At 53.5% G+C, this 24,320-nt stretch carries 28 protein-coding genes; 10 read left to right on the top strand and 18 right to left on the bottom strand.

Translation table 11 applies throughout. From position 1 onward, the window contains the following. Nucleotides 1-5: 5 nt before the first annotated feature. The 7 genes from IPN28_02265 to pdxS all read right to left on the bottom strand — a co-directional run bounded on the left by IPN28_02265 (nt 6) and on the right by pdxS (nt 5,407). A complete protein-coding gene (locus IPN28_02265; GenBank protein ID QQS57667.1) occupies nt 6-1,250 on the bottom strand; it encodes a hypothetical protein in 1,245 nt (414 codons plus the stop codon). 44 nt (nt 1,251-1,294) lie between these two features. Further along, entirely contained in the window at nt 1,295-1,867 is a 573-nt protein-coding gene (pdxT, locus tag IPN28_02270) for a pyridoxal 5'-phosphate synthase glutaminase subunit PdxT (GenBank protein ID QQS57668.1), read from the bottom strand. A 2-nt stretch (nt 1,868-1,869) separates the two neighbouring features. Further along, on the bottom strand, nt 1,870-2,502 hold the full coding sequence (locus tag IPN28_02275) for a hypothetical protein (GenBank protein QQS57669.1): 633 nt from the start codon (nt 2,500-2,502) through the stop codon (nt 1,870-1,872). A gap of 103 nt (nt 2,503-2,605) precedes the next feature. After that, a complete protein-coding gene (locus IPN28_02280) occupies nt 2,606-3,091 on the bottom strand; it encodes an HNH endonuclease (protein QQS57670.1) in 486 nt (161 codons plus the stop codon). 84 nt (nt 3,092-3,175) lie between these two features. Beyond that, nucleotides 3,176-3,793, bottom strand: coding sequence for a hypothetical protein (locus IPN28_02285; GenBank protein ID QQS57671.1), 618 nt, complete (start codon nt 3,791-3,793; stop codon nt 3,176-3,178). 242 nt (nt 3,794-4,035) lie between these two features. Further along, entirely contained in the window at nt 4,036-4,455 is a 420-nt protein-coding gene (locus IPN28_02290) for a hypothetical protein (GenBank protein ID QQS57672.1), read from the bottom strand. 49 nt (nt 4,456-4,504) lie between these two features. After that, nucleotides 4,505-5,407 carry a pyridoxal 5'-phosphate synthase lyase subunit PdxS gene (gene pdxS, locus IPN28_02295; protein QQS57673.1) on the bottom strand — a complete coding sequence of 301 codons (903 nt, stop codon included), beginning with the start codon at nt 5,405-5,407 and terminating at the stop codon, nt 4,505-4,507. A 115-nt stretch (nt 5,408-5,522) separates the two neighbouring features. Between pdxS and IPN28_02300 the strand changes: the two genes are divergently transcribed. From IPN28_02300 to IPN28_02310, 3 genes are all read left to right on the top strand, one after another. Beyond that, entirely contained in the window at nt 5,523-6,284 is a 762-nt protein-coding gene (locus IPN28_02300; protein QQS57674.1) for a hypothetical protein, read from the top strand. A 10-nt stretch (nt 6,285-6,294) separates the two neighbouring features. Beyond that, nucleotides 6,295-7,251 (top strand): hypothetical protein, encoded by a 957-nt coding sequence (locus IPN28_02305; GenBank protein QQS57675.1) that lies wholly within the window; start codon nt 6,295-6,297, stop codon nt 7,249-7,251. Nucleotides 7,252-7,402: 151 nt separating this feature from the next. Continuing rightward, nucleotides 7,403-7,771, top strand: coding sequence for a hypothetical protein (locus tag IPN28_02310; GenBank protein QQS57676.1), 369 nt, complete (start codon nt 7,403-7,405; stop codon nt 7,769-7,771). A gap of 54 nt (nt 7,772-7,825) precedes the next feature. On the opposite strand, the gene IPN28_02315 is transcribed toward IPN28_02310, so the two are convergent. From IPN28_02315 to guaA, 7 genes are all read right to left on the bottom strand, one after another. Further along, nucleotides 7,826-8,188, bottom strand: a complete 363-nt coding sequence (locus IPN28_02315; GenBank protein QQS57677.1) for a hypothetical protein — start codon at nt 8,186-8,188, stop codon at nt 7,826-7,828. A 70-nt stretch (nt 8,189-8,258) separates the two neighbouring features. Beyond that, nucleotides 8,259-8,678, bottom strand: a complete 420-nt coding sequence (locus IPN28_02320) for a hypothetical protein (protein ID QQS57678.1) — start codon at nt 8,676-8,678, stop codon at nt 8,259-8,261. Nucleotides 8,679-8,716: 38 nt separating this feature from the next. Next, nucleotides 8,717-9,520 (bottom strand): nucleotidyltransferase domain-containing protein, encoded by an 804-nt coding sequence (locus IPN28_02325; protein QQS57679.1) that lies wholly within the window; start codon nt 9,518-9,520, stop codon nt 8,717-8,719. 45 nt (nt 9,521-9,565) lie between these two features. Beyond that, nucleotides 9,566-10,258 carry a hypothetical protein gene (locus tag IPN28_02330; GenBank protein QQS57680.1) on the bottom strand — a complete coding sequence of 231 codons (693 nt, stop codon included), beginning with the start codon at nt 10,256-10,258 and terminating at the stop codon, nt 9,566-9,568. A gap of 74 nt (nt 10,259-10,332) precedes the next feature. Continuing rightward, entirely contained in the window at nt 10,333-11,142 is an 810-nt protein-coding gene (locus IPN28_02335) for a type I restriction enzyme HsdR N-terminal domain-containing protein (GenBank protein QQS57681.1), read from the bottom strand. Nucleotides 11,143-11,249: 107 nt separating this feature from the next. Further along, nucleotides 11,250-11,657, bottom strand: a complete 408-nt coding sequence (locus IPN28_02340; GenBank protein QQS57682.1) for a hypothetical protein — start codon at nt 11,655-11,657, stop codon at nt 11,250-11,252. After that, nucleotides 11,657-13,234, bottom strand: a complete 1,578-nt coding sequence (gene guaA / locus IPN28_02345; GenBank protein QQS57683.1) for a glutamine-hydrolyzing GMP synthase — start codon at nt 13,232-13,234, stop codon at nt 11,657-11,659. Before guaA ends, IPN28_02340 begins: the two co-directional genes overlap by 1 nt. A gap of 156 nt (nt 13,235-13,390) precedes the next feature. Between guaA and IPN28_02350 the strand changes: the two genes are divergently transcribed. The 6 genes from IPN28_02350 to IPN28_02375 all read left to right on the top strand — a co-directional run bounded on the left by IPN28_02350 (nt 13,391) and on the right by IPN28_02375 (nt 19,691). Beyond that, nucleotides 13,391-13,840 (top strand): isochorismatase family protein, encoded by a 450-nt coding sequence (locus IPN28_02350; protein QQS57684.1) that lies wholly within the window; start codon nt 13,391-13,393, stop codon nt 13,838-13,840. Nucleotides 13,841-13,861: 21 nt separating this feature from the next. Further along, complete coding sequence (locus tag IPN28_02355) at nt 13,862-14,044, top strand: hypothetical protein (GenBank protein QQS57685.1); 183 nt, start codon at nt 13,862-13,864, stop codon at nt 14,042-14,044. Nucleotides 14,045-14,141: 97 nt separating this feature from the next. After that, complete coding sequence (gene metF, locus IPN28_02360) at nt 14,142-14,984, top strand: methylenetetrahydrofolate reductase [NAD(P)H] (protein QQS57686.1); 843 nt, start codon at nt 14,142-14,144, stop codon at nt 14,982-14,984. 177 nt (nt 14,985-15,161) lie between these two features. Beyond that, a complete protein-coding gene (locus IPN28_02365; GenBank protein ID QQS57687.1) occupies nt 15,162-16,190 on the top strand; it encodes a carbohydrate kinase family protein in 1,029 nt (342 codons plus the stop codon). Nucleotides 16,191-16,322: 132 nt separating this feature from the next. After that, entirely contained in the window at nt 16,323-18,662 is a 2,340-nt protein-coding gene (metE, locus tag IPN28_02370; protein ID QQS57688.1) for a 5-methyltetrahydropteroyltriglutamate--homocysteine S-methyltransferase, read from the top strand. Nucleotides 18,663-18,815: 153 nt separating this feature from the next. After that, nucleotides 18,816-19,691 (top strand): HAD family hydrolase, encoded by an 876-nt coding sequence (locus IPN28_02375; GenBank protein QQS57689.1) that lies wholly within the window; start codon nt 18,816-18,818, stop codon nt 19,689-19,691. A gap of 6 nt (nt 19,692-19,697) precedes the next feature. On the opposite strand, the gene IPN28_02380 is transcribed toward IPN28_02375, so the two are convergent. From IPN28_02380 to IPN28_02390, 3 genes are all read right to left on the bottom strand, one after another. Next, complete coding sequence (locus tag IPN28_02380; protein ID QQS57690.1) at nt 19,698-20,987, bottom strand: RsmB/NOP family class I SAM-dependent RNA methyltransferase; 1,290 nt, start codon at nt 20,985-20,987, stop codon at nt 19,698-19,700. A 115-nt stretch (nt 20,988-21,102) separates the two neighbouring features. Next, a complete protein-coding gene (locus IPN28_02385) occupies nt 21,103-21,465 on the bottom strand; it encodes a hypothetical protein (GenBank protein QQS57691.1) in 363 nt (120 codons plus the stop codon). A gap of 121 nt (nt 21,466-21,586) precedes the next feature. Then, nucleotides 21,587-21,772: a hypothetical protein gene (locus IPN28_02390; GenBank protein ID QQS57692.1), complete on the bottom strand. Its 186-nt coding sequence runs from the start codon at nt 21,770-21,772 to the stop codon at nt 21,587-21,589. A 66-nt stretch (nt 21,773-21,838) separates the two neighbouring features. Between IPN28_02390 and IPN28_02395 the strand changes: the two genes are divergently transcribed. Next, complete coding sequence (locus tag IPN28_02395; GenBank protein ID QQS57693.1) at nt 21,839-22,975, top strand: sulfotransferase; 1,137 nt, start codon at nt 21,839-21,841, stop codon at nt 22,973-22,975. Here IPN28_02395 and IPN28_02400 read toward each other — a convergent pair. Then, complete coding sequence (locus tag IPN28_02400) at nt 22,964-24,301, bottom strand: hypothetical protein (GenBank protein ID QQS57694.1); 1,338 nt, start codon at nt 24,299-24,301, stop codon at nt 22,964-22,966. The genes IPN28_02395 and IPN28_02400 overlap by 12 nt on opposite strands. Nucleotides 24,302-24,320 lie beyond the last annotated feature (19 nt).

Raw genomic sequence — 24,320 nt, forward strand, 5'->3', positions numbered from 1 at the left:
AGAACTCAGGGTTTCGGCGCCGCTGTCGGCGCAGGAGCGGGCGGCGCCCCTTGCGGTATGCCGACACCATCCGCAGCAAACGAAAACTCCCCGGTCAGCCACTTTCTGAATTGGGACTCCTCGGGGAAAAGCCGCAGCAGATCCTCGCGGCTCTGATAGCGCCCCTCCAGCATATTGCCGCGTGTACCGGGGATTTTCCCGAACGCGTCCACGAAATCATCCAGAGAAAACCGTCGCGCCCCGCGCATCAGCTTCTGGAACTCGTCAGGTTGGGAAATCCGCATGGCCTGAATATCCATAAGATACCCCTGCATATACTGCTTGGCCATGCCGCTTTCGCTGAAGAACGCCTCGAACGCCGGAGCCAGCAGCTTCGGATCGTCGCGTAAGGCTTGCAAGCCGTGCTTCTCATAGGCATCGCTGACCGCTTTGAAAATCGCGCCATCGGACTCAGACTCGATGTTCTCAAGAATCTCCTGCCGGAATTCATCGTGTCCATTATCCGCGTGTTCCATGATCATCAGGGCAGCAGCGACTTTGGCGTTGGCCTCGACCCCCAGCGACCACAGGCTGATATCCTGACGGTGGTATCGACCGGGTTCCATGTGGCGGTCAACATTGCGGTCCTTGACCTGATCGGCGTGATAAAGCTCCTCATAAAACGTAAGCAGTTTATCGGCGTCAATCTTGCCGTCGCTTAAATCTCCGGTAGTCGCCGTCAGAAGATTGAGGTCCGTGCTGTAAAACCCCGCGATCATCGGCATCGCTTCCTGGGTGCAGGCGATAACGCTGTTTTTCATGGCGCGGTTGATCAGGGCATTGCCCATAGGGATTTCCAGCGCCGTCTGCACGAAGGCGATATTCGCCAGCATCCTTGGGTCAGTATTTTTGATATCCTCGCCTGTGAGGATTTCGGGGCGGGCCGCGATTCGGGCCGCAAGACCAACCGGCAGACACGAATCCGCCGCGCTGTCCCGAAGTTGCCGCCCCAGCTTGACGACATCTTCCGCAGTACCCACGGCAAGCTCCGGCTCATACGTCAACTCATGCCGGAGGTCGAGAACCTTCTGGGCACGAAGAATAGCCTCTTCATATTCCTTGATGATTTGCGGCAGCCGATCTTTATACTTCCCGTCCTCGTAATAATGGCGCTCCAGAGCCCGCCGCTCTGCCTGTAAAGCACGGTCGGCCTCACCCCCCGCCTGTGGAGCCGGAGCCGGTGTATCCTGGCCCTCTTGAGAGGTCGTCATCCCGCTGACCCTGTTTATTCTTTATTATTTACAGAATACCCATTCTACAGGCCTTGACGCACAAGGTCAACAAATCCGGAATGCATGGGGGAGGGATAAGTAATTGTTAATTCAGGATGAAAGGCACTGGCCCAATATTTCCCGCTCCGCACCCACACCGGCGCCCCCTGATGGCGGGCCAGAATCTCGACCCCCTCACCAACATCCGTGAAAATCGGCGCCCGGATAAAGGAGACCTCATAACCGTCAATCAGAGCATGGTGGCTCTCCAACTGCCGACCGTATCCGTTGCGTTCAACGGTGAGGGGCAACAGGCCGAAAGATTTCTGCTGCGGGTGGGTCACGCGTTCGGCAATCAGGATTGCCCCCGCGCAAATCCCCCAGACGGGCTTGGTCTTGAAATTCCGCTCAAGAGACTCCCACAACCCGAACGTCTCGATCAGCTTGAGCATCGTTGTGCTCTCCCCGCCGGGCAGGATAAACCCGTCTACCGCATCAAATTGCTGCGGGGTCTTGACGGCGCAGAATTCAGCCCCCGCCGCTTCGATATGCGGCCTGTGCGGCTCCACCGCCCCCTGCAGGGCCAGCACGCCGATGATGTATTTTTTATTCTCCATAACTAAGACGACCCTTGCCTATGAATGTCACAAGCGCGAAATTTCTTACCTTCTACGAACCAGTATTTTTGTGCGTCTGGCTTACAAAAAGTTCCCATCAATAACAAAGAACTATCAGAAGGTAATGGAATACGGGATCTATACGCATGATTAGTGGAGAGCCATCTCGGAACCTGAAGCTCATTGTCCAACGCAGAACCAAACGCTTTGTTATCATCATCAATCCAGATTTTTGCTTGTTGACCATTCAAAGAAAAAATAACCCTTTCTCTACATATGTTTAAGCATTTTCTCAACATTATGGGCACTAGAGCGTCAACAAGCACCCTATTAAAAAGCACCCCTTCTTCAACGGATAAGTAATATTGCGCCCTAATCCCTGAAATTCCATTAAAAAATTGGTCATATATAGCGTCTGAAATTGGCATTATGCCTTTAAAACGACCAAAACCAATTTCTGGACAATTACTTGCAACTTCCCACTGACAATCTATAGAGTGTGAGTTAGAAGCTTCAGATTGAATTTTTTCAATTAAAGCTTCGGGATCGACCTGCTCTAGAAGCCTATCTCTACGAACGGTATTAGAAAGATTAATGACCCATTCTTCAGGGCAAGCTGACCGCATTGACCACATATAAAAACCAATCGATATAAATTGTTAGCTCGGTACACCAAACGCACAAGATCTGCAAAGCTAGAATGCCATTATTCAGCAATTAAATTTACCCGCAATTCATCTAAATCAAGGCTTTTTTTGTCATTTCAGCGATAGCTAGTTCTCTAGCCTTATCTTCTGGCACCCCCCTCGAAACAAGCTCTGCTATTCGTCCCTTTAATGTTTTAACTTCCCCAGCACCTTTCTGTTTCCTGCCGCGCCGGATATTTTCAGTCTGGGTTACCTCTTCAAGATTACCAGGGCGATTATCATGAGTATTAGAATTTTTGTGATCTATAACCATGCCATCTTTAGGCCATCGCCCTTTAACCACGGCCCAAATCATTCTATGAGCAGCGATTTTGACAGTTTCTCCCTCAAATTGAAACTGAACCTGTTTATACCGACTGTTTGAGGTAGATTGGCCTTTGAAATTATGCAGAACATCAAGCCTTTTTCCTGTTGCCTTACTAAAAATTGCGCCCTCTTTTAAATCGAAATCAAAACGCCTTTTAAGGTCTGCTACAGTCAGCTTTTGTTCTACAAGCTTGCTTTTGCTTTTTTTCAATATTCAACCACCCTCTGTTGTAACCGCTCATCCTCAAAACACCTGAGCTTATCCAGATCGGCCATGAGCATCTCCAAATTCGGTCTAAAACTCACGGCTGATGAAAAATTTGAGGCTGTGATCCGGCGCGTCCTTGGAAATTCCGGCTCGGTAGCCAACTTCATATTTGTATTTTCCGAACATCTCCCCTTTGATCACCGGGCCGATCGTATGCGACTGGGCGCTGTAACCTGATTGCTCAGACAAATTCCCGAAATCATGGAAACTTTCCAGCGCGATTTTGTGCGTATCGGTGATTTTCCGTGAGACTTGCAAACGCAGTTCGGCGCTCACGCCGTCCTCCGCGTCCTCGCCGATATCATGTTCGAAAATCTGGTTGGCGCGGAATTCATAAGGATCGGCAGGGAACAGCTCATATAGCCCGAACGAAACGGCGCTCGGTTTCTTGTCGCCGTCCTTGTGGTTATAGCTGGCGCGGACCCCGAGATCGAACCCGTGATCCTCGGCCTTCAGAACGTAAAAGCGGTTCTCCAGCGTCACGCCTTCATATTCCAGACTGTCTTTTTTTCTCCGGTCGCCCGCGACGATAACCCGTGCAGCATAATGATCCGTGAACCCGTGGTCGAAATGAGCCCGCATCCGCAGCCGCTCATCATCCGAAGAATCCTCGTCCGCCTCACTGTACCCGAAACGAACGACCATCTCGCTTTTGCCCTTAACGACCTTTGCCGAGCCGACATCGCCTGTCGTAGAGGCTGAGGCAGAAGCAGGTAAAAATAAGAGGAGCGCCAAGAAACACGGAAGCGAAAAACGAGAGTATATATTATACATAACAAACCATTTGCGTCGGAGTTTATTGACAAATCAAGTGCGTTTTAAACGCAAAAGACAAGCGATGCAAATAAATTTGTCTCAGGCGTAAAAGGCACAAAAGGGCTCAAAACTTATTGGAAGGTATTAACCGGCGCACCATCAACATCATATAAAAACCGTCCGCCCAAAACGCATTTTCCCCACGCCCCCGTATCGCAGCAAGTCGAGGAAACGATTTTTTCAACCGAAGAGCCGGAAGAAAAACCAGCGCAGGGATCTGAGGAGTTCGAAGGATACATATAAGTGGCGCCGTTTTTATTTGTAATCAGTGCGCCCTTAAAAAAGCGCAGCAAAAACTCCTCGGAGTCCGCCAGAGTACCATCCTCTTTCTTGAATCGTGCATCGTCAAGAGGATCGAGAGCCTCGCAAGTCTGCACTTCGATGGATGCCTTCACCGGTTCACCTCCAACACAATCCGCATAGGCCCGAACAGGCAGGACCAACAGGAAAGCAAAAAAAGTCAAAGCCAGCAATTCCTGAAACGGTAACACAGCCAAACCTCCTTTAAGAAAGCGACAGCCTAAAGAGAAAAAACAAGCTTTACCAGCCTCTATTCGCCATCCGCATCGTCTCTTCAATCTCGCCCAGATCGGTCCCGCGCATCGCCTCGCCCAAGCCTTTGGAGGCTTCGAGAACGATCTTCGGATCGCTGTAATGCGCCGTCGCCTTAACAATCGCCTTGGCAAAATTGGCGGGATTCTCGGACTTAAAGATACCCGACCCGACGAAAACCGTCTCCGCGCCCAGCTGCATACACAGCGCAGCATCGGCGGGAGTCGCAATGCCCCCGGCGGCGAAATTCGGCACAGGCAGTCGCCCTTGCTCCTTCACAAGCTTCACAAGCTCAAAAGGCGCACCGAGATTCTTGGCCTCGGTCATTAGCTCCTGATCGTCCAGCAAGCGGATACGCTTGATATCCTGATGGATCTGACGCAAATGCCGCACCGCCTCCACGATATTTCCGGTTCCCGGCTCACCCTTGGTCCGCATCAGGGCCGCACCCTCGCCGATCCGGCGCAGCGCCTCGCCCAGATTCTTGGCACCGCAAACGAACGGCACCTTAAAATCATGCTTGTTGATATGGTAATCCTCGTCGGCGGGGGTCAGAACCTCGGACTCGTCGATATAATCCACGCCGATCGCTTCCAGAACCTGCGCCTCCGCGAAATGCCCGATCCGGCACTTGGCCATGACCGGGATCGAAACCGTGTCCATGATCGCCTGCACCAGCTCTGGCGGACTCATCCGCGCCACACCTCCGGCCTTGCGGATATCGGAGGGAACGCGTTCCAGCGCCATGACGGCGACCGCACCCGCATCTTCCGCGACCTTGGCCTGATCCGGGGTCACAACGTCCATAATAACGCCGCCCTTGAGCATTTCGGCCAGCCCGGTTTTGATGTTTATGACGTTTCCGCTGTTATTCTGGGAAATCTTGCTCATCTCCGCATATTCCTGCTAATATCACGAGTTTAGGGGCGGTATTTATGCATAGAAACCGCCGAAATGCAAAGAAAACATAACAAAATTCGGCTATAAGGCCGGATGGTGTGCGGGTATGAGACTGACGGATTTTTTTAGGGGCTGCGCGAACGCTATAAAAAGCGCAGTTTTTGGCAGCCCGGATGATAAAAAGCAATCGTCTGAAACAGGATTCACGCCAACAGATGCCCAGGCGCTGGAGTTGTTCGCGGAAATCCGCGCCATGGAGCTTTCTCACAAGTCGGAGCGCGGGAATGGCGCCGGGTGCAACGAGCGCGCACACGCGATATACGAAACTCTCGCAGACCGGGGCGTAAAGAACATAGAGAAGGCATGGATATCCTCTCCTCTGACTTCCAACGGGAAACCGAATTTTCTGATCAAGCCTCCGGTCGAGGTGCTTTATCAGAGAAATGCAAGAAACTTTGGAGAGGGCGCTTCGAACAGAGTAATAGACAATCAACCCTACAATATTCACGTCGCGCCCGTCATACCCACAGTTGAGGGACGGCGTCTGGTCTTCGACACTTATTTCTATGAAACCCCACCCGAACAGGATCAATGGCAGGACGACTTCAAACCCTATGAGGACGGCGTTGTATTGAACTTTCAACTCACCAGCCCGGAGTATGTCTACTTCAATGAAATTGGCTCAAGACTCCCGAAAGAGGGATCATGGACACAGCTTTGGCAACGCAGCCGTGCCTCCTCTCAAGTCCAAAGTGAACTGAGAAAGCTGGACTCCAACCCCGTCGATACACCATTAAAAGCCAAATGGCTGGAGGAAAGACAAACCCCGGAGCCACGACACGATTCAGGCCCGGAGTCAGCTTTATAAGGCACAGACCATGAAAATCTCCTTCTGTACAACCTGCATGGGCCGCGCCCACCACCTGAAAGAAACGCTTCCGCAGAACATCCGCGACAACATCGACAGCAAGGCAAAAATCGAATTTGTCGTCCTGAATTACAACAGCGGCGACGACCTGCATGAATGGATGATGACCGACCGGGACATGAGGCAATTCATGGACCTCGGTATCCTGAAATATGGCCGGACCACAGAGCCGCAGCACTTTCATATGGCCCACGCCAAAAACCTCGCGCACCGCATGGCCACGGGAGACATCGTCTGCAATCTCGACGCGGATAACTTCACCGGAGTCGGCTTCGCGGACTTTCTGGCACGGGCATTCCATGAGGACTCCGAAATCGTCGTCAACCCCTCACATACGCTGTTTCATACCCCCGGCTTCGAGCAGGGGGGCTATTACGGACGGGTGGCATTGACGCGGGAAAACTTCCACCGCCTGCACGGCTACGATGAAAGCCTGCAAGGTTGGGGCGGCGACGATACGGATATATTGCAGCGCGCAAAAGGCCTCGGCCTGAAGCACATGAAAATTGAAAAACAGAGGTTTATGGGGATCATAGAACACACGAACGAAAGCCGCGTCGAGCATATGGCCGAGGGCGAGGAGCGGGAGGCGATGCTTCGCTATGTGGAATCCCACAAATCGCCCGAACGAACGATGGCATCAAAATTATTCAATAAGTTGAAGGTCTTGGCGGTCCCCGTGCAGGCCAATCCCGACGGGAATTTCGGCCTCGGAACCGTCACCATGAACGACGGTGCAGTCAGGCAGTTCCTTCCCGTAACCGAGGACAGGATGTCCCGCTTCAATGTCTGCGCTTGGGGCTTGCCCGAACTTCTGCGCGGCCGCCTGAACCCGCGGATTATTGATGCTCCTGAGGATGCGCCGGAAGACAATCCGGCCCTGGGCGATCACGCCCATGATCTTTAAGACAGTTGATTTTTTTGTCTGACCCCCATAAAAATAACCTACAGCCCAAAGAGAAAGACGTATTAGAAAAAACTAATTTTGTCATTTTCGAAGGAAGTCTTTATAATTGTGCGTATACCATATGGATCTTAGAAATAAGAGGAAAAGAGAAATGAAAAAGATATTAAATATGGTCTTAGCCATAACACTGGTCTTTTCAGTTTTCCCGGCTCACGCTCAGAAAGAATATCAGGATATCAATCTTTACGCGGAGTGTTCGGCCGTTTTTTCTGTGCTTGCGAAGGAAAAAAGCGGAAAACTCCCTCAGGATACAATTGACAGCTATTATTCGGCCTCCGCGACTTTTTATAAGGTCGCCTTGGCGAAAGGCGGAGAGGAAATGAAGGCTGTATACGGTGCGAAAGCGCAGGAACTGGAAAGCATATCCCGCAAAGACACTGTAGCCGTTCAGCAGAAAAAGGCTCTTGAAAAGCAATGTCGCTTAGCTGCAAGGGAACTGGATATATACATAAGAAAGTAGCAAGAGCCTTCTGCAACCAACACCAGCCCTTTACTTGGGGCCAGACCGTAAATTCTAACAACACCCGCACCCGCCTTTAGGACTGGTCGTATCGCACTCTTCATCGTCATCTAACTCTGACTCTGCCGCAGATTTCGCGCTCTCATCCAAAGGCTCAGGACCGCAGCAATCGCCATCATGCTCATGATGGTGGTCGTGTCGATGAGTATGCGCGTGGCCATGCCCGTGATGATCGTGAGAATGATCGTGATCGTGCCCGCAGCACCCGTCATGGTGATGATGATCGTGGTGGTCGCTGTGGGAATGACCGTGCCCCATCAGCCCGCCTTCAAGCCACAACGGCCCTCCGCCCGATCCGGCGGGCAGGGTGGTGGACATCGAAAGCGCCTTCTTGATCCGGCTGAAATTATTGCTCACGGGCAAATCTCCTGAAAATACGTTCTTCTGCCATTTTAGCGCAGAAACCGCCCGCCGCCACAAGAATTATTTACTTGGAGACCAGTCGGCAGCCCTTCTGCTGGAACAACCCGATCAGCCGCTGTTTCTCCGCCTGCGCCTGATACATCTGCTGGGATTTGACGGCATTGCCCTGTCCCCCGCGAGTGAGTGAACCGACGGTATTGGTGAGCATACCAACCCCAGGAACTTTCCTGACGACTCCTGAAGCATAAAGCCCTGTATTCACGGTCTGAGACGCAAGCCCTCCGTAATTCGTCGGCGTTCCGCCGCCATCGATGATGATCTCGTCCATCGCGTGAATGCCCTGCGCGATCTCGTTACAACTCGCCCCCGCCGAAGTCATCTGCGCGTGCGTCAGCGTACTCTGGTTCGCGCTCGTCCCGCTCCCGCACCCGTTAAGGGAAAGCGCAGCACACAGAAGAAAAACGAAAATCCCGGCCCGTCTCATGACAATCTCCCGAATAAATTCAGCCCACGCACGATACGCTAAAACACCCACGCGCGCAAAAAATCGTCGGCATCCGCCGAAAAATTTTCTTTCCGCATGGGCAACGATACAATCAGCGCCTCCGCCGCCGCGAATTCACCCTCCGCAAAATGATCCAGAAGCGCAATCCGCCCCGTCTCCTGCCCCTCGTTCAAATTCGCCTTCCGCACAATAAGCGCGTCGATCTCCCCCCGCACCGCTTCGGGCAAATCGCACCCGCGCATCAGCTCCTGCAGATTCATCGGCAGGTCGCGCAAATCCTCCCCGCGCAGCCGCAGCCACCGCAGCGCCATCGCGGGCCGCAGGACATAGAGATATTTCTTCACCGCAATCACCTCCCGCGTGCGCCAGTTCTGGTCCACCTGCCGCGTCCCCATATTCACGTAATGGTGCAAAAGCGCCTTCCGGTCGGCCACGCGCAGCCAGAAATCCTTCAGCGCGGTGGAAAAATCCGGCGCGGCGCGGTAGATAATCGGCGAGGTCAGCCACTCCATGACGATGGCGTTGGATTTCAGGCAGAGCTGCAACGTCTTGCGCACATCCCACCCGCTGATATCGAACACGCCCGTGATCGGATATTCAATCACATCCCGCCCCGGAAAGACGCTGAGATACCAGTCCCGCGAATGAGCATAAAAAAACCGCACGTCATAATCGCTGTCCGGCGAGGCGAACCCCCACGCCCGGCTCCCCGACTCCGCCGCATGAAGAATCCGCACCCCGTGCTCCCCCTCCGCCCGCGCCAGCGCAGCCTGAATGTCTTTTCCAACAAGAGGGTCGATAAGGGAGGAGCTTTTGATCATGCTGGATTCTTAGGGGCGGACTCTCCCCGCGTCAACCCGCGCCGCTCAAGGCTCAAAATCAGGACCGTTCCCCCCGTCCCGCACGGCAGGAAGCGCGGCCCCCACGGCGGGCGGCCCGAAAAAATCGATCAACGGCGCGGGGCGAAGCCGCGCCCCCTGAAAGGACATCTCCAGCAAACACCCCTGCGCGGCCACCGCGGCGATATCGCGCTTGACCGCAATCACGCGGTCGCGGTCATCGTCAAGCAGCATCTCGCGCAGCTTGAGCATATCCCGCACCTGCTGCTCCGATAGCGCCACGCGGATGACCATGTCCGAGGATTCTTCCGTGTCCGCCTCGGGATGTTCGGCAAACGTAATCCCCGGCTTCTCACGGATCGGCAGCGGATAAAACCCGAGCTGCCGCCGCACGAAATCATGATAATCCCGGTCCACGAAGCGCGAAGACGCCTCGTCATACTGCAACACCTGCCGCCCGCCGCCCTCGCGCAGCGACCACAGGATCAGATCGTGCATATTGTCGCGGGGAATGGCCTGCACCTGCGCCAGCGCATCCGGCCCCAGCACCCCCTCGGAGAGTTTGGCGGAGATATAGGATTTCCCCACCCCCGGCTCCCCGATCAGGCTGATTTTAACTTCCGCCGCCGCCCCGGACTCCAGCACAGGCGTCACCGACCGCGCAAACGCATCGGCCAGATCGGGCAAATTCTCGGCGGTAATGAATTTCTGGCTTTTCAACCCTCACCCCTATTTTCTTTCCAGAATATATGGGCGGGGCAGGGGGTGTCAAATTATTGAGAAAAGAAACCCTTCTAGGAGGCCGCTATTTTTTCTTCACCTTGAGATTGCTCACTATTATCCTGCAAGGAAGTTTCTTTTGATTTTCTTAATAAGTTCCTTTCACTGCGAGAAACCAGTCTCTTTGCCTGAGTAGCCTTATCGCCTTCTATAACTTCTCTTTTAATGATCTCGTTTTCGAGAACGGCTTTAATTTCTTCATTTGTAACTTTTACATCGCTTGCTGTCCTGCGAAGCTCTTTTCGTATGGTTGAAATCACAGAGTCAGATAAAAGAAGCGCAGCGACCGTAAAGCGGTTAAGAACTTGTCTGTAAGAATGATATTCCTGAAGTTTAGCTTTTTTGTGACCTTCTTTAGCCAGCAAGGCAAGTTTCTCGATATCCTCACTGTTTTTATGGGACAACTGCAACATATCAAACTCAACGACAATTTCCGACGTTATAGGCTTTCCAAAACCAACCTTATATATTCTCCAACAAACGCCGTTGGTTAATCCAACCCATTCGATTCCCTTATTGGCAGCATAATCAATCGCCTGTTTGACGTGCGGTTCTTTTAACTCCAGGCCGATAGCTTTAACTTCGATCAAAATGACTATATTGCCGTCAATCTTCACAGCTAGATCGCAATAGGTTCCCCTGATCGAATATTCCGATGTAATATCAGCATATTTATCGTATCCAAAAACATACTCAAGCATATCTGTAACGATTGTTACGGTATCAGACTCATTGGAATCTTTTGCTTTTGCGGACTGCAAGATGGGCTGAAATCTTTTAAGGGAAGACTTAATTCTTTCAACAGCTTTTGACGGAACAGACATGGCAATCTCCTAAATAGAAAGAACAAAATAACAGAAAAAATATTTTGGTTGTAAATAATTTCACTTCTACTCGATCATCCTCGGGGTTGCTCACATAAAGTATTTTCCTAAAACCCCTTCCATCCGACGGAGGTGCTAATCGCCTCTAATTTTCTGTCTTGGTCCAGATACATTCTGGTCGAGGCTACTCCTTCAAATAAACTGAATGTTCTCTGCCGAGTGAAAAGCATGAGTATCTTATCGCAGGGCTGTGTGCCGCCGAGCTTTAGATAATACTCGTAACGCTGGGGGGAGTCGCAATAATTCTTGGTTATTGTCGCGTTGTATTTGATCTTTTTTCCATCGAGGTACTTTTTTATCCCCGCTTCCGTTGTCCCTTTGGAAAGAACAGGCTTAAGCTTTTCCTCGGCAGCTTGCCGATAATGTTCTTGATCCATGGCGCAGGCGGAAAGAAAAGCGCAGGCAAGCAATAGCGGAAAAATGCGCTTGTTTCTTGCAACTAAATTCCATCTCATCACTCCCACTCGATCGTCCCCGGCGGCTTGGAGGTGATGTCGTAAACCACGCGGTTGATCCCGCGCACCTCGTTGATGATGCGCGTCGCCGTGCGGCTCAAAAATTCATGATCGAAATGAAAATAATCCGCCGTCATCCCGTCCGTGCTGGTGACAGCCCTTAAAGCACACACATAATCGTAAGTCCGATCATCGCCCATCACCCCCACGGTCCGCACGGGCAGCAAAACCGCAAACGCCTGCCAGATCGCATCGTACAACCCCGACGCCCGGATTTCCTCCAGATAAATCGTATCCGCCTTGCGGAGAATCTCCAGCTTTTCCGCCGTGATCTCGCCGGGGATTCGGATCGCAAGCCCCGGTCCGGGGAAGGGGTGCCGCTTGATGAAATCCTCCGGCATCCCCAATTCACGGCCCAGCACCCGCACTTCGTCCTTGAACAACTCGCGCAGCGGCTCGACCAGCTTGAGGTCCATATGCTCGGGCAGCCCGCCGACATTATGATGGCTCTTGATCGTCACGCTCGGCCCGCCCGTAAAGCTCACCGACTCGATCACGTCGGGATAAAGCGTCCCCTGCGCGAGGAACTCCGCCCCGCCCACCCGCGTCGCGCAATGGTCGAACACATCGATGAACAACCCGCCGATCAGCTTGCGTTTAATCTCCGGGTCCGAAATCCCCTCCAGCCCCTGCAGGAATTTTTCCGACGCGTCCTCATGAATCAGCGGGATGTTGTAATGGTCGCGGAACAGGCTGACCACCTGCTGGCTTTCCCCCGCCCGCATCAGCCCCGTATCGACATAAATGCACGTCAACTGATCGCCGATCGCCTCATGCAGCAAAACCGCAGTAACGGAGGAATCCACGCCCCCCGACAGCCCGCAGATAACTTTACCCTTGCCCACCTGCGCCTGAATCTTCGCAATCGCCTCGTCGCGGAACGCCGCCATCGTCCAGTCGCCGCTGCAGCCGCAAATCTTGTGCGTGAAATTCTTATACAATTCCGCCCCGTGCGGCGTATGCACGACTTCCGGGTGAAACTGCACGGCGTAAAACCGCCGCGCCTCGTCCGCGACAATCGCATAGGGCGCGCCGCCCGACGTGCCGACGACTTCAAATCCGGCGGGCAGCTTCGTCACCCGGTCGCCGTGGCTCATCCACACCTGCTCGTGCGCGCCTTTTTTCCACGCGCCATCCAGCAACGCGCTCTTCCCCGTCACATCGACATAGGCCCGCCCGAACTCCCGCGTCTCCCCCGGCTCGACCTTCCCGCCCAGATGCTCGACCATCGTCTGCTGCCCGTAGCAGATGCCAAGGACCGGCAGCCCCAGCGTAAACACGCAATCCGGCGCCCGCGGGCTGCCCGTATCCGTCACGCTGCACGGCCCGCCCGACAGGATGATGCCCTTGGGATTGAAGGCCCGGATGCGCTCCTCCGGCGCCTGATTAAAAGGCCAGATTTCGCAGTAAACCCCCGACTCCCGCAGCCGCCGCGCAATGAGCTGCGTCACCTGCGACCCGAAATCGAGGATCAGGATATGGTCGTGCCGGTGCGTAAAATTAAGGGGTTCGCTCATGGGGTCTTGTGCTGCTTTCGGGGGAATCGGATGTGTCTTTGTCATGCTTGCTTTTTAACCTTGCGGGCCAAGGCTGTAAAGCAGGGGTTGCGGCAAAACCGTTGATTTTTTTATGAAAAGCAGATTACACTTGAAGAAAGAATGTTTTGGAAAACCATGTTTGACGCGGGCAGCAAAAAGATATCGCTCCTTCTGGTGATGGATATGCAAGACGGGATGTACGACATCCCGCCGGAGGAAACGACCCTGCCCGAGTCTGAACGTCTGGCCCGCATCGAACAAAGAAAAGCCGCTATGGAATCCCTCGCGGCCGACCTCCGGCCCTTCATCGATCAAATGCGCGACAGCGGCGCGGAGATCATCTGGGTTGTGATGGATGAGGAACGCAACACACCCTACGGCGGCCTCTTCAACCTCACCCCCGACCCGCAGGATCGATGGGTCGTCAAATCCGTCCCCTCCGCCTACGAAGGCAACGAGGATTTTTTTGACAGCTACGTCTGGCGCGCCGAAGCCGAGGGCAGGGAGCTGGAAATCAACACCTGCGGCCTCTGGGCGCTGGAATGTGTCAACGCCACACATACCAGCTTTCATAACGCAGGCTAAGACAGCCGCATTGTCGGCGACATGATTTTGGACAGTCATAATCCCGGCGGGAAAGGCCAGCGCCCCAATCGCGGAGAAAAACAGATTCTCAACCAGATCGCGCAGGAAACCGGCGGCGACTCCGCCATTAAATGGTCGGGCGAACTCCTCGAAGAACATCGCGCCCGTACCCCCCGACACACCCCCTTGGAACTTTCTCTCTGATTTTCGTCATTGTCCCCCGCCCGAAATCTTTATTGTGTTTTCGAAAAGACAATGGTGTAATCGCGCCGTGTTAATTTTTGCAAGGGTATAAAGTGCCGTGAGTAAAACGACGAGCTACAGTTTCGAATATTTCCCCCCGAAAACCGAAAAAGCCGGAGAGATGCTCTGGTCGGCCTTTCCCGAATTGGTCGCCCTCAAGCCCAAATATATGACCGTGACCTACGGCGCGGGCGGCACAACCCGCGACGGCACCATCCAGACCATTTCGAAAATGATGGACCAGACCGAAATCCCCATCGGTTCGCACCTCACCTACATCAATACGACCAAGGAAGAACTCTACGGCTACGTCGACGGCCTCTGGAAAAAGGGCATCAAGCACATCATCGCCCTGCGCGGCGACATCCCGGCGGGGCAGGAGGCGCCGCCCGAACCCGGCGCCGAATATTTCCGCTACACCTCCGACTTCGTAGAGGGACTGGTGGCAAGGCACCCCTTTGAAATCTCCGTCGGCGCCTACCCCGAAAAACATCCCGACGCCAAATCCCTCGACGACGACATACAGGCGCTGAAACTCAAATGCGAGGCCGGATCGACCCGCGCCATCACGCAATTCTTCTTCGACAATGACGTCTATTACAAATTCGTCGAACGCTGCCGCAAGGCGGGGATCACGGCTCCCATCTGTCCCGGCCTCCTGCCCGTGCATGATTTCACCAAGATGCTGACCTTCGCCGAACGCTGTCAGGCAGGCGTCCCCCAATGGATGCACGAAAAATTTGCCGGCACGGAAAACAAACCTGAGGAAGCGAAGAAAATCGCCATCGACCTGCTGGTGAACCAGAGCCTTGACCTCAAGGCCAACGGCGTGGACCATATCCACTACTACACGCTCAACAAGGCCGACATCACAAAAGAAGCCTGCGAAGCCATCTCTTGATGACAGCAAACAGGCGGGAATGAAAAAATGTTGCGATGCACAATTTTTTCTCTTTGCTCCCTAACGCTGACATCTGCTACCTTTTCATAAGAGATAATGAATTTAGCAAGATTTTTGGGGTAGAGTCTCCTGATGACACATCCAGCGCCACATGTTGTAGTTATCGGGGGCACGGGCATGGACCGTGTCCGCCTCCACCCGAATCTCGACTCGATTGAGGACGGAAAATTCCGAGCCGAACATTCCTATTCTGCTGTCGGTGGCGGCGGCGCGAACGTGGCCATCGCCATGAAGCAACTCGCAAGCGTCATGAATATGCCGCTCCACGTCTCCTTCTTCACCAGAGTGGGGCGCGAGCATCAGGATTATAATCTGCGCCACGAAGTGTACCGCGAAATGGAGAATGTCGGCATCGACATGCGCGACATTGCCGCCAATCAGGATTTTCGCATCGAGGATAATACGGTTATTTCTTTCGGCAAAGGCCGTTTCATCTCCCTCGAACAGCAATTTGGTAAGGCCAAAATGGCCTCCAATGGCCCGCTCGATCATATGCTTCCCGGAGCGGCAAAGCCTTATGACCCCGGCGCGATCGAACAGGTGTTGCAGGCCGTCAAGTCCGCAGACTTCGTCATCGTGACCCACCACTACCCGGAAATATCCGAAGCCGCGGCATTGGCCGCCCACGAATCGGGCATTCCGGTCTTAATGGACTATCCGGTAACCAAATACGACGCTGCCTGGCAATATCAAAGGACTCTGGAAGCTTGCGACTACATATTGGCCCCGGCGGAAGCACGGCTGCCTGACATGGTTGATGGCGCTTATAAAAACGGCAACAGCCTCTTCTCCCGCCTCTCAAATCGGTTTGGCGACAAGTTTATCGCCGTCTCCGATGGTCTGGAGCCTGTCCTGACCAGCGACCACGGGCGCAAGGGCCAGTTCCCCGTCAAACAATTCCCCATCGTCGATGCACTTGGCACCGGCGATGCACGCACCGCTTCTTTCGCGCTCTTTTTGATTCGCGGCGCGGAACCCGAAGTGGCCCTCAAACAGGCCAGCCGCATCGCCAGCTATTCCGTCCAGTATCCGGGCAGACAATGGATCGACAGCGCTCCACTGTTCATGGCCTCCGATGCTGCGTTTACTGATCCCGCCGCGAACGATAGGGACGCACACGGTCCGACCGAAAACTACCTGGGCTGATTCTTGCATGGACCGCCGTTTTCCTTTTTTTCCGCCAAGGCGCGGACAGGCGCTTTTTTCTTGATCTTTGCGGCAAACCGTTCTATCCCATTCATGATTTATTTTTGTAAAACCCCCCTTATGGAGGAATGAATGGTTCTCGCTACCAACTTGGGCTTCCCGCGCATCGGTGATATGCGCCAACTGAAAAAAGCCGTCGAAGATTACTGGAAGGGCAACAGCTCTCAGGAGGCGCTTCTCGCAACGGGCAAATCCCTGCGCGCTCATAACTGGAAATTGCAGAAGGATGCGGGAATCGAACACATCCCCTCCAACGACTTTTCCTTCTATGACCAGATTCTTGACCTGATCTGTACGCTGGGCGCAATCCCAGAGCGTTACAAGTGGGACGGCAAGAACGTCGACCTCGACACCTACTTCGCGATGGCCCGTGGCCGTCAGCAGGGCGGTGTGGACGTGACCGCGATGGAAATGACCAAGTGGTTCGACACCAACTACCACTACATGGTCCCTGAGTTTACGGAGAAGACCTCCTTCAAACTCTCCTCGACCAAGATTTTTGACCAGTACAAAGAGGCCAAGGATCAGGGCATCGAAACCCGCCCCGTGATCGTCGGCCCCATCACCTTCGTGCGAATCGGCAAGAAACAGGCCGGATTTGACGCCTGCCGTTGCACGCTGGTTCCCAAGCTGGTTCCGGTCTACGTTGAGATCCTCAAAAAACTCAAAGATCTCGGCGCCCAGTGGGTCCAGATCGACGAACCCGCGATGGTTCTCGACCTTGAGCCTCAGTACCGTGACGCCTTCAAGGCGGCCTACAAGGAAATCCGCGAAGCCGTCCCCGGCCTCAAGATCATTGTCACCAGCTACTTCGATACGCTGCGCGACAATGCCGACACGTTCTTCTCCGCTCCGGTCGATGCCTTCCATATCGATCTTTGCCGTGGCCCCGGTCAGGCAAATACGGGCGCGAACAACGCCGAAAAGGATCTCGATGCCGCTCTGGCCAAAATCCCCTCGGGCAAGATTCTGTCTGTTGGCGTGGTCGATGGCCGCAACATCTGGAAGAACGACCTCTCCAAATCGCTAAAGCTCGTAGAAAAGGCCGTAGCGAAACTCGGCAAGGACAATGTCTTTGTCGCCGGAAGCAGCTCGCTCATCCACACGCCTGTGGACCTCAACAGCGAAAAGGAAATGGACAAGCAGATCAGAAGCTGGCTCGCCTACGCGACCCAGAAACTCTCTGAAATTGCAACCATCGCCAAAGGTGCTAATCAGGGTAAGGACGCCATCGCCGCCGAAATCAAGGCGAGCGATGCCGTACAGGAAGACCGCCGGACCTCCACCCGCATTCACGACCAGAAGGTCAAGAAGCGCGTCGAGGGCATCACCCCGGACATGAAGCAGCGCAAATCGCCCTTCGCGAAGCGTCAGCAGGTCCAGCACAAGGCGTTGAACCTTCCGCTCTACCCGACGACCTCGATCGGTTCCTTCCCGCAGACTCCTGAAATTCGCAAGGCCCGCGCCGACCATAAGGCCGGAACCATCAACGATGCGAAATACAAGGAAGCGATGCAGGCGGAAATCCGCTCTGTTGTGGAGTTCCAGCATGAAATCGGCATTGATGTTCTCGTGCACGGCGAACCCGAGCGTAACGACATGGTCGAATATTTCGGCGAACAACTGGCGGGCTTCACCTTCTCGAAATTCGGATGGGTGCAGTCTTACGGCTCCCGTTGCGTGAAGCCGCCGATCATCTTCGGCGACGTCTCCCGCCCGAACCCGATGACCGTCGAATGGTCCAAGTACGCGCAGGATCAGACCCAGAAGATCATGAAGGGAATGCTCACCGGCCCCATCACGATCCTGCAATGGTCCTTCGTCCGCGACGACCAGCCGCGCAGCCTGACCTCCAAGCAGATCGCACTGGCGATCCGCGACGAAGTCTCTGACCTGGAAAAAGCGGGCATCCGCATGATCCAGATCGACGAGGCCGCCTTCCGCGAGGGTCTGCCCCTGCGGAAAGCCGACTGGAAAGCCTATCTCGACAACGCGGTTGAGGATTTCCGCATCACCGCCTGCTGCGTTGAGGACGAAACCCAGATCCACACGCATATGTGCTACTCCGAGTTCAACGATGTGATTGACTCGATTGGTGCCATGGATGCGGACGTGATCTCCATCGAAACCTCCCGTTCGCAAATGGAACTGCTCGATGCCTTCGCGCAGTACAAATACCCGAACGAGATCGGCCCCGGCGTGTACGACATCCACTCCCCCCGCGTGCCCAGCACGAAGGAGATGGTGGACCTGCTCGAAAAAGCCAAGAAGGTTCTGGACGAACGCCAGATCTGGGTCAATCCGGATTGCGGTCTGAAGACCCGTGGCTGGCCGGAAGTCAAGCAGGCGCTCAAGAACATGGTGGTTGCCGCCGACGAAATGCGCGCAAAGGCGAAATCGAAAGCCGCCTAACAAGCTGATAAATCAGCTAAAAAATCCCAAAAGGCCCGCTTTTTGCAGCGGGCCTTTTCACGTATCGAAACCGGAAAACGAATTTTTTTGACATAAACGCATTCTACAGCAATACTGTGTAAAATTATAAAAACTGAAAACAGGGTTAAACCGATGACGGTTCTGTTCAACAAAAATAAGCCGTTTCGCCACGCCGCGATGATCGAAGGCGTGATTCTCGACAATGACGGCACACTCTATAAGGAACCCGAGAACGCCCACGATGTCCACACGGAGGCCGCCGTTCTGGCCGTAAAATCCCAGCCCCAGATGAGCTTTCGCAGCGCTCTGGAAATCGAAGGCCTCATCGACAAGAGCAAAAAACATTACGGCGGCGCCCTCGAAATCTTCGCCGAGGAATACGGCATGGACGGCGAACAGCTCCGCCGCGACCATTACAGCAATTTGATCGAACTGACCCGCCAGCAGGACGGATACTTCGACCACGCCGATGCGCCGGAGCAGGCGTTAACAGAACTCAAAGGCGCGGGCGTCGGCCTCTATATCGCCACCCACGGCAACGAGGAATGGACCGATTATTCTCTGGATCGCAACCGCCTCAGCCACCTCTTCAGCAAGGCGCACGACGACGTCATCCATAAGGATGACGTCCCCGGACGCCCCGGCAAAAACCAGAGCCCCGCGATGTACGCGGCTCTTCTCGACAAGATCGGTGTGCCGCAAACTCAAAATCCGGCGGAGCGTGGTGTCAATTTTGCGATGGTCGAGGACAGCGTCTCCAACCTCAAACACGCCAAGGCGCTGGGCATGATGACCATTCTGGTCGATACCGTGGGCAAGGTGAACGTCAGGAAACTCCCCGATTATGTGGATGTTGTGGTGCGTAACCGCAACGACATCGCCGCCGTGATCCTGGGCAATAACGGCCTCCATCATGAGGAAGATCTGGAACAGGAAAGGGCGGGCTGGACCCTCGAAGGCCCGGAAAAACAAACGCCGCTCCATGTGCGCGGCCACGACCACGACTGAAATTCTCTAAACCTCTTCCCGCTTCATAACCGCCGCGAAAAACCCGTCGGTTTGATGCCGCAGGGGCGTCAGGCGCATAAAAGGACTTCCAAGCCCCCGCGCCTCATCAACAGGCACAAGCGTAAAATCAGGATGCCGCGCCAGAAAAGCCTCTATCTGCGCCTCGTTCTCCTCGCGCAGCAGGGAGCAGGTGGCATAGATCAGCCGCCCGCCCGGCTTGACGCACGGCGAGGCCTTCTCAAGAATGTCCGTTTGCAGCGTCTTAAGCTCCGCAATCTCCGGCCCGTAAACCCGCCAGCGCATATCGGGATTCCGCCGCCACGTCCCCGTCCCGGAGCAGGGCACGTCCAGCAGCACGACATCGAACGTCCCCTTCTGCCGCTTGAGCCACCGTCGGTGCCGGTCATCCGACAACGGCCGCACCTCGATGATATCCGCCAGCTGCGCCTTCTTGTAACGCGCACGTCCTTTCATCAGGCGATTCTCGTCCGTGTCCATCGCCACGATCCGACCCTTACGCATCATCGCCCCGGCCAGGGCCAGAGTCTTCCCGCCCGCCCCGGCGCAGAAATCCAGAACCTGCATCCCCGGCTGGGCTTCGCACAGCGCAGCGATCATCTGCGATCCCTCGTCCTGAATCTCGATCCATCCTTTTCGAAAGGCTTTTGTCTTGGACAGAAACGCCTTCCCCGCGCACCGCAATCCCCAAGGGGAGTAGGGGGTTTCAGAAGTTTTGACGTTATCCTGCTCAAGTGCAGCTTTAACCTTTTCCTTATCCATCAGAAACAGATTCACCCGCAGATCAAGCGGCGCGGGCTGCAGCATCGCCTGCATCTCCTGTAAAAAATCATCGCCGAATAATTCGCGCAGCCGCGCCTCAAACTCCGGCGGGCACTCCGCCAATACGGCTTCCGGCATCTCAGGGGAGTCCAGCGCCTGTCCCTCCAGCTTCCTGATAAGATAAAGCTCTTTCTCCGATAAGAGGTCCGGCGAGTACTGCGAAGCATCGAACAGATCGGCAAGTCGCTTTTGCGGCAGCTTTTCGCCCAGCACCAGCCAGGCGATGACACGGTGGCGCGGCTTATTCTCCACTCCGGATTTATCAAGCCACCACCCCAGCCGCGCATGAGAGCGCACGATATTGTAAACGCGCTGTGCAATTTCATTCCGGTCCTTCGCCCCGATATACCGCCGCACCCGCATATAATCGCCCACGCTGGAATCCAGCGGTACACGGGCCAGATGCCCCTTGCTGAGAATTTCGACTGTGGCTTCGATGCGCGATGAAGGTTTCATGACTGTGGGTGTAGACCTAAAAATCTAAAATGAAAAGAAAAAAGCCTGACCGCAGATCGCTGGTCAGGCTTTTTATGTCTGTACGACTCAATCTGAACGCCCGAAGGCGAAGAGATTAGTGAGCCGGCTCTTCAGCAGGGGCTTCTTCGCCGGCTGCAGGAGCTTCTTCAGCGATCACGCCGCCCATGGTTTTGATTTTCGTGCCGTCAGCAAGTGTGTGCTCGCCATCGGGAGCAGGGGTCTCGGTGCCGTCAGCGCCGACAACGGTGACTTGGCCTTCTTTGACGTGAACTTTCGTGCCGTCAGCAAGGGTCAGTTCTTTAACTTCGGCAACTTCGGTCGCAGCAGCGTCAGCAGCAGCTTCCGTTGTAGAGGCTTCCGCAGGAGCGGCAGCGTCTTCAGCGAAGGTGACTTGGCTTGCGCCGAACAGGGCAGCAGCGGCAACGCCGGCGGCCATCATCAGGTGGTTCAGTTTCATGTTTTTCTTCCTCAATGAAAAAATCCGCGAAAAATCTCGCAGAGCGAAGGGAATATGCTACAAACCTCAAGAAAGATCAAGGGGAGAGATAAGTATCAAATAGTTTATTTAAATCAATAAGTTAAGAGGGGTCAGTCTTATCTTCAGAGGGAACTTTCTTATCTTTTGCTTTGAATTTTCGATAGAGTTTTAGGATAGGAAAGGATAAAATCATGGCTATTCCGGCCACAACAGCAACCACTGGGCCAAGAAGGTAAGCGATAAAAGCAATCGCAGGGCCGATATAGGCAAACGCAGGAAAGCTCACCAACGTAAGCCCGCTAAAGAGCGCCAAAAAAACTACAAACCGGAGCCTTCGAGACATCATATATCCATGAAAAAAGAAAAAAAAGCTTCATACAAAGATTATATCGACAAAAACATTGCGAACAACGCGCAAAGCTACCAGATCAGCACACCACTACACTATGCCGGAATTATCGCAAAAGCAATGGAACCCTTTTGGTTTTTTCTGGGCAAGCTTGAGTCTGAATACTTCCAGCCAAAACTTGATAATATAGACATCCTCAAACCAGTCTATGTCTCCGGTCTTGCACGTTCAGGCACGACGATAACACTGGAACTCCTACACAAAAGCAATATTTTTTCCAGTTTTACATACCAGTATTATCCCTTTATTTCCTTCCCTTTGCTCTGGAATATGATCGCTGGATCACGCGGCGACAGTCAGGCTGTCGAAAGGGCGCATTTGGACCGGATTAAGGTGACGGCAAAAAGTCCTGAGGCGATAGAGGAAATGATATGGATGCATTTTTTCCCGGGCCGCATCACCGACCCGGATATTTCCAGTGTGCTGACGGAAAACAACAGCAACCCCGCCTTCGAGAGCTTCTATAAAAACAGCATAAGGAAAATGCTTCTTCTGGGAAAAAAGGAACGCTATCTGGCCAAGGGCAATTACAATCTGGCCCGCATACCCTACATTCTGAAACTTTACCCCGATGCCCGCTTCATTCTGTTGATCAGAGAGCCGGAAGCGCACGTTGCCTCTCTGATGAAACAGCACTACCTCTTCTGTAAGGTTGCCAACCCGAGGGTGCTAAGATACATGAAACAGATAGGCCATTATGAGTTCGGGCCGCACAGAATCCCCCCCAATTATAATTCCTGCCAAGATGCCCGGGAAATAGTGAAGGCATGGTCGGAAAACAAGGAGGTGGAGGGATGGGCGCATCTGTGGAACAACACATACGGATTTCTGCATAACACCCTCTCCTCCTACAGCCATCTGTCAAAAAATATTCTCTTGATCCGGTACGAGGATTTATGCTCGGAGCCTCTCGAATACGCAAAAAAAATCACGGATTTTTGTGACATTCCATTCTCGGAGGAAGTAAGAAATTTTGCACAAAAAATCAGCGCCCCGGATTATTACGAAGCGGGATTTACCGAAGAGGAAAAAAAGAAAATTAGAGAAATCACAGAAAGGACGAGAAGCCTATTTTATTGACAGAAAAGGCAGATCGGAAAAACGGTAACGCTTTGCCGTGAAGAGAGAGGGAATTCTAATCTTGTCCTTGTGAAAAATAGATCGGCCTTTACCCGTATACGGATAGCGCCCGGGAGCATAGTACTCCCAAACAATATTTTTATCGCGCGTAATCTCGAAAACACGCCCGCTATGCGTTTCGGTAACAAGATAGTTCCCGTTGGGTAAAGGATCGACCATACCATTGTAAATGCTGCTGAACGGGTTGTCCTTTGTTCCATGGTATGACCACACGATGCCCATCGTATTCAAATCGATCTCAAGGATCCGCGCAGCATCCGTTTCGGCCATCCCTCCAAGATTATCGAGTAGAACCAAATGACCGTTCTCGAGGAACTTAGGGCTGTGCTGCCCGTGCCATGGTCCAAAACTGGACCACTCGGCCTCAAGGGTTTCAACATTAATGATTGTCAAAAGATTTAGGTTACGGAAAGAGATTAGAAGACGGTTCGCCTTGAGCATAGGCGCCTTGCCGATAACAAAGTCGGGTATTGGGGTGATCGTGTTAGGGTGAAGAACATCCCCGGCCCTCAAAAACCCGTCGAGTGGAATACTTCCAAGCGTTTTCATGAAAGCCTTGGCATTTGACTGACTCAAAGCCTCAAGAAGGGGCGATTTTTTAAGAACCTTACCCTCGGGGCTGATAAAAAGCAGGGACTCGTTAAGGTAGGGAGGATCAAAACTGTAAAGGTTGGTGTCTACGGAGGCCACATACTCCGAGATAAACGTAACAAGCGTTCCATCGGGCAGAAACGCCAAATCATGATGAACTGGCAGAGGGAGATCCCAGAGGATATTCGAATCTTTGTCGATTTTTGCCATCCCGTACTCATACACATTGCCGCCCCCGCCGAAGAAAAAAACATAAAGATCCCCATTACCAGAAGGATCAAGAAAGGCACGGTGAAGGGTGATGTGCTGCGCGGGCAGCAGGACAGGGACATGAGTGGGGTTGGGCCAGATATCATAAAATTTCGCCGTCCAGTGGTGAAGGACTTTGCCGGAATGGTCAATCAGGGAAACCTCATTCCTGTCGGCGGATGTCAACAGGGTCGCATCCCCCCAGACAGCTTGAATTTCATAGGTAAAGGCTCCCTTCTTCTCGTTACGCTCAGGGAAGAAAAACCATTCCGGGAACGGGACATCGCTCATAGCCTGAACAGTCCTGAGGCTGGAAAGACCGATGGAGGGCTTGACTAGAATGTCGTTGAAAGCAGCAGGATTGAAAAAATGAACAAGAATAAAAAACAGGTAGGCAGAGATAATTCCCAAAAAAAAGAGTCTCATAGAATTCCGAGGGTAATTT

The organism is Alphaproteobacteria bacterium (assembly GCA_016699735.1).
In the GTDB taxonomy this organism is placed as follows: Bacteria; Pseudomonadota; Alphaproteobacteria; order Micavibrionales; family Micavibrionaceae; genus JAGNKE01.